Source organism: Pseudomonas bohemica, from assembly GCF_002934685.1.
GTDB classification, from domain to species: Bacteria; Pseudomonadota; Gammaproteobacteria; order Pseudomonadales; family Pseudomonadaceae; genus Aquipseudomonas; species Aquipseudomonas bohemica.
Window position 1 is genome coordinate 1 of sequence record NZ_NKHL01000044.1, and the last position, 5,656, is coordinate 5,656.

Consider the following 5,656-nt stretch of genomic DNA (forward strand, 5'->3'; position numbering starts at 1 on the left):
GTTCGTAACGCTTTGCCATGCGGGCCTCCAGCCAATCATGGCGGCAATTCTACCCTGCCGACTTTTCGTACAAAACCTAAATAGTCGGGGACGCTCGCGCAATGGATTGTCTCGGAAGGGAAGCAAAGGCGGTTCCATGGGGGAACGCGCTGGAAAGCTTGGCCAGCTGTTAAAACGATGCTACCGGGATAATATTGACCCGGTTAACCTGGACGACAAGGTGTTTCGTGACTACATAACCGAAATTAGGGAAGAGCCGGCAGATTATAACCCAGCTCAGAGCAAGAAATCTCAAAATAGCGTGATTGCCACTGGCAAGGTCTGGCTCGACTTTCTTGTTTTTATTGGCACCTTTTACCGAAAAAAGAACCACGTGTCAGAAACTGGTGCTATACATGCTCGTGAGGAAACTTATTATATAAGAGTGCGTGGGGGTAAAAAAATCGCCAAGACCTACCTCTGGCATTACTCCTTTGGCAAACCACGCCGTGAACATGATCGAGATCCCGTCACTAGTGAGCAGATTCAGACGCTCAGGGCTGCCAACCGCAGAGACAGAGCTTCAGATTTCGTGAAGGCGCGGCGACTCGTCATGATTGAACTCTTTACCGATCTTGGCCCAAGACGGCGCGAGCTTACCAACCTCAAAGTGCAGGATGTGCGCGATGCACTAAGGCTTGAAAATCCGGTATTGAGGCTCGATACGCTCAAACGCGAAGAGGGTGCGCAGCGATTTGTACCCATTTTAGCTCAAACCCTTCGCAAGCTAGACCAGTTTATTGATGGCCCGCGACGCAAAACGATGCGCCAAGCCTTCAAAGGTGGCATGGATCACGGCTATTTTTTCGTAAGTTCCCGGACTGGCAAACCCGTTTCTGACACGCTTTTTTCAAACGAAATTCTTAGACTTCGAAAGCTTGCGGGTATTCCATTGCAAGTTTGTCCGCATATGTTTCGTCACGCCATGATTACTCGTCTCTTCACTCAGTTCATCGCACGACATGAGCTGAACAATTCAGATGATTTCCGCCGCGCGCTTCTGGACACTGAGACCTTCAAAGCCGAGATTGTGCAATGGACTGGCCATTTGGATCATACGTCAGTTGAACGTTACATTCACTTGGCATTCAGAGATTTATCCAGCTACACCGAAACCCTTTCCTCGGTACATCTAACTATCGCCATGGACAAGTACTTTGCACTCGAAAATGATCTCAAACAGCAGCTGAAAGAGGGTCTACCAATCAACGAATACATCGAACAGATGAATGAGCTGGAGGAGCTGTACAAACGGGACGCGGAGAGCGCCAAGAAGCGCACCACTGCGCTCAACACTCCGCAATGAGAGGGCTACAGCTCCCGCACTAATGATCGGCCCAGCAGAACTCCCCTTTGCTAGTCTGCGGCAACACTCCTAGCCATGTTGATCATGGAAGGCGGACGTGCGCCGGGGTTGTCCGCCGCATCGATTGACCTTGCAGCCCGCCAAGTCGAAAATGAACAGCAAGCTGTTAACAATTTTGCGACCCTCCATAGAGCAGGCATGGTGAAAAAAGAAAGCGATAGCTCTGAAAAGAATGCCAACTCGGTGTATGCGCTCCGGGATCTGCTGGGCGCCATCGCCGAAAATCCACAAAGGTTCTCAGGCGACCAAGACCTGTTGAAAGCGCTCAAGAGTCAAGGAGCTCTAGCTAAGCTCCAGTATCGCTTCGAGTACGCGGGCGTCATGGCCAACAAAGAAGCGATGAGCACTAACACCCTCAAGACCTATGCCGAAAAATTACTGCCTGGCGGATTTCAGGTTTTAGATGAGTTGCGTTTGAATGCAATCACTGCACTGGCCTCTACCCTCGAGCAAGGTAAGCCTTCAAACAAGCGCACCAAGTACGGTCTGTTGCAACGAACCGAGGAGCATGAGGAACAAATCGCTCAGATGGAGAGAATAAATTTCGCCTTGCTGCAAGGCTTAATGTCTGCGATGCAAGCCCTAAGAAACCTTGAAACAGCTCAAAATCTATCCTCAGCTCAGGTGGAGGCCAAAGAGGTGATTCGAGTATTGAACTCAATCGTAGGCATGAATCCTCCGCCATTTGGCGAACTCCGGACACCCTCTCCGGAAGCATCGGCCTCTAGTACATGATGAAAAGACAAAGCAGCAAGCAGCTTTTTACCTCGGTACGAGGGCTCACGCTGTTCAGCCACTTTGAAAAGGATCGCCCGGTAACAAGAGACTTCTCCGGCTTACCGTTTATGAGGTGGCCTGACGGTTCACCTTGCTCTCCTGCGAATCTTTACATGTTGTCGCTGCTTGAGCGGCCCGGGAGGCAAGGCAGCGGCTTGTCGAGATCAGGAAGCAAAGGAGGAAGCTTCGGTAACATTGCCTCCCGGATTACCCCCCTCATTCGCTTTTGCTTCAACAAAGGGGTCGGTTTCTTTGATCTCAATGATAGGTTGGTAACAGCGTTCGTTGACACGGTTCGTTTAGAGAAAGAGGTCGATCAGGATGATGCCAGGCGGCGCTCGGATAATCGTGTCCACAGCATTGTCAGGGCTAGCCTGGAGTTCCTGGAGTTTATTCATAGCTTTCGTGATGGGCGCCCTCTCAATTCACCACTTCCAGAAAACACTGAGATTACACTCGCCCAAACCAATCCACACTCTCACCTGTCCGGCGTGCGCAAATTGAAGGAGCTAGCACAGGGCCTTAAATCGAAGCCTCCAAACGAACGTGCGCCGATCGCCCAAGACGATATTCAGAAGCTCAAAGCCGCGATCCAAACCGACGCTACGTCCGAGCATGTGAAGCAGCGTCGCCTGTTGTTGATTTCAATTCTTGAGCACACCGGTGCGAAAAGGAGTGAGGTCGCGAATATCAAAGTCAAAGATATCGTGGCAGCGCTTCACGACGCCCACCCCGCCCTGCCGCTGCGGAGCAAAGCGTCGGATCAGAGCAATGGTCGTACTGTTCCTGTCCCGCTAGGGCTGATCAGAGATGCCAACTCATATGTTAAAACTGCGCGCGCGCACGCTGTACGCAATCGTAAAAATCGGGATCATGGCATTTTGCTGGTCAATGACGTAACCGGAGAGGCTCTTCAACCTGAGTCTGTTGGCAACGACTTGCTCGCGCTCAAACGGCATGCAGGACTGGAGACCCAAGCTAACTCTGCGATGTTCAGACACGCATTCATCCTCAATCTATTCCACCAGGCGATCAAGCAGCACCACATTCTCAGCCCGTCTGATTTTCGAGATGCTTTTGCAGCCAATGGAACCCTTTGCGTGAAAATCATGAATTTGACGGGGCACCAAAGTCCGGCCTCACTTGATCGCTACATTGACCTCGCATTTGATGCCATGGGTAGTACCCCACTGAGCGCCGCAGAAGCTCGAACACAGCGCATCTACAAAACTTATGAGCACGCCTCCGACCGGCTACGCGAACGACTACGCCTAGGCCTTTCACAGGACGACTACGCGGTTGAGCTGGAGGCTCTTCGTGAGCGGCGCTTATCCGATCTGAGCGATGAGCATCCCGAGGATTTAGAAGTCGAGGAAGTGCACGACGACTTCGCCTGAGAAGTCTGATCGTTCAAAAAGCGCGGCTCGGCATTGGGCTAGCGCCTCAGCTCCCTCGGGTTGGGCTCGGAGAGATCACTTCTCCGAACGTTGCTCGCAAGACATCACAATCCTAGATCGTGCTCCAGCATCAATGCGCTTAGCTCATCACCAGCGTGGCCATCCTCGACCAGGATTCGCACTAGCGACCAACTAAAGTCGCTCCATTGAACGCATACTTTTGCATCATCCGGCTCAGCGCCCGACCTTAGGGCTACCACCTCACGCAAGGCACTGCGCAAAGCTTTTAAAGGTTCTGCGCCACCTGAGCGGACAAACAGTGGAGGGCTTTTGCTAACCCAAGTTAGTGCCTGAGTACAAAAAAGCTCATCAAGCTTTTTGCCTTCAAATGTCACGAGGAAATGAGCATGGAGTACCTCACGGCTGTAATGCTGAGACGCAAGCCACCAGACCTTGTCAGCCTGACTAATCGAGAGTCCACTGATCACAGCGCCTACCTGACACAGATGGCTGATCCCGCGTAGGGTTAGCAACGTACCGAGGTTTTCAATAACGTCAGTTTTGGTCAAATCGTGAGCCATATAGTTCCTAGACAAGGTTTAGCGGGGTGAGCCTTCTCTGCTGAGCAGCTTAGAGTGAGTACGATCGACAAGGTTAACCGCTGCATCGAAAAGATGGTAAGCACGCGTCCGGCATCACACCCTGTCCGATGCGCGCGCCCACCATGGGATAGCTAGCTCGCCAGCAGTAAGAAGAGCAAGTGGTCAACCGCACCACACCGCCAGGGAAGCGATGACAATGTGGGCCGGCCTCGAAAAAGGCCGGCAATCCCAGACCGCCAGCAACACCCCTCCCTCAAAGGGTTGAGGCATCTGTCGTCAAGAAAGCCTCTGAGACGCTATTCAGTATCCCGAGCCGACCATGAACCTCACCCACGCCACCCTCGTCCTGCTTTTGGCCGCAAAGATCCACGGCACGGATGCGGGCGTCAGGGCCGCAGCAAAGAACGTGGTCAAAAAGCTGCCCCGCAGCCAGCGCGACCTTATCTACCTCGTCGTCGAAAGCAAGCGGCCACTCGAAATGGTCTGACAAATTGCGTTCAACCTCTGATTCAACAATGTCCTCTTCACGCAGGGCGACCTCTGCGTGACCACCTGTTGCCAATTACATGTAGCCGCCACCCACTTCACCAGTCGATAGACACTCCTCAATGTATAGGCATGTCTCAAACGCTGCATTCAACCCGAGCCCCACGGTTCAGCCACCGCTGGTGACGAGCTGCACTTCCATCCGCGTCGCACGATTCTGACCTGTAAAAAAAATAGGACTTTTTCACTCCCTAGAAGTCTGTCCCTACATGGCGGCCTTGAGCCACCTCCTTGGCCTTTTTACTCCATACACGAGCCAGCGTGAATGCGCCTGTGATTCACCCAGTCAACAGTCTCTGAAATGGATACTAGGTAAGAGTTTTATACGGTGTGTAGCGGTAAGGGTTGAGCAACTTTTCATGAATGTACGCAGCAGCGGCACCCAGACCATTCAGTTCAAAGATGACGTCGTACGGGCTCGTCAGCACGCCCGCAGGCTGGCTGAGAGTTGCGATATGCGCCTGATCGACTCGACGAAATTGGTCACAGCCGTCAGCGAATTGGCCCGCAACACTATCGTCTGTGGCAAGGGTGGGGACATGGGCTGGCAGATCGTCGAAGACGGTAGGGGACGAGTAGTGCGAAGGCCGAGACTGGGACGGCTGAGATGGCTCCACCGGTTCTGATTGAGGTTGAACAGATGAGGTTCCATCAACTACCACCGGCGAAGAGATGGCTGCGCCCCCTCCGTAACCGTGAGGAGATGTTAGGGTGCCAGGCTTGCCGGTGTACGGATGGATATTCCCAAGGGTGCTCCAATTATTGCTGAAGTCGCCATCGGGCGCCGATCGATAATGTGGCGCGACGTAGGTTCCATTAGCCCGCGTATAACCGCTGACATGCACCGCTGTGTTGCCGCTGACCGAAAACTGACCCATTAACGGCTGTTCTGCCGACTGAAAACTGACCCAGGTGTTCAACTGCTTCTG

General features: G+C 52.9%; 5 protein-coding genes and 1 pseudogene. 5 read left to right on the forward strand and 1 reads right to left on the reverse strand.

The window, feature by feature from the left end; translation table 11 throughout:
- From CE491_RS00340 to CE491_RS00350, 3 genes are all read left to right on the forward strand, one after another.
- Window positions 1–1,345: tyrosine-type recombinase/integrase (locus CE491_RS00340; RefSeq protein WP_110946405.1), on the forward strand; the 1,345-nt coding region annotated here is incomplete at its 5' end.
- 75 nt (window positions 1,346–1,420) lie between these two features.
- Complete coding sequence (locus CE491_RS00345) at window positions 1,421–2,140, forward strand: hypothetical protein (RefSeq protein ID WP_110946406.1); 720 nt, start codon at window positions 1,421–1,423, stop codon at window positions 2,138–2,140.
- On the forward strand, window positions 2,137–3,579 hold the full coding sequence (locus tag CE491_RS00350) for a site-specific integrase (RefSeq protein WP_110946407.1): 1,443 nt from the start codon (window positions 2,137–2,139) through the stop codon (window positions 3,577–3,579). The genes CE491_RS00345 and CE491_RS00350 overlap by 4 nt, the downstream gene beginning before the upstream one ends.
- A gap of 104 nt (window positions 3,580–3,683) precedes the next feature.
- Here the strand turns inward: CE491_RS00350 and CE491_RS00355 are convergent, their stop codons facing one another.
- Window positions 3,684–4,160 (reverse strand): hypothetical protein, encoded by a 477-nt coding sequence (locus CE491_RS00355; protein ID WP_110946408.1) that lies wholly within the window; start codon window positions 4,158–4,160, stop codon window positions 3,684–3,686.
- A 340-nt stretch (window positions 4,161–4,500) separates the two neighbouring features.
- Here CE491_RS00355 and CE491_RS30055 point away from each other — a divergent pair, with 340 nt between their 5' ends.
- Window positions 4,501–4,668 (forward strand): DUF7740 domain-containing protein, encoded by a 168-nt coding sequence (locus CE491_RS30055; RefSeq protein WP_199884911.1) that lies wholly within the window; start codon window positions 4,501–4,503, stop codon window positions 4,666–4,668.
- Window positions 4,669–5,086: 418 nt separating this feature from the next.
- Window positions 5,087–5,290, forward strand: a pseudogene (locus tag CE491_RS30535) (anti-sigma regulatory factor); the annotation flags it as partial.
- Window positions 5,291–5,656 lie beyond the last annotated feature (366 nt).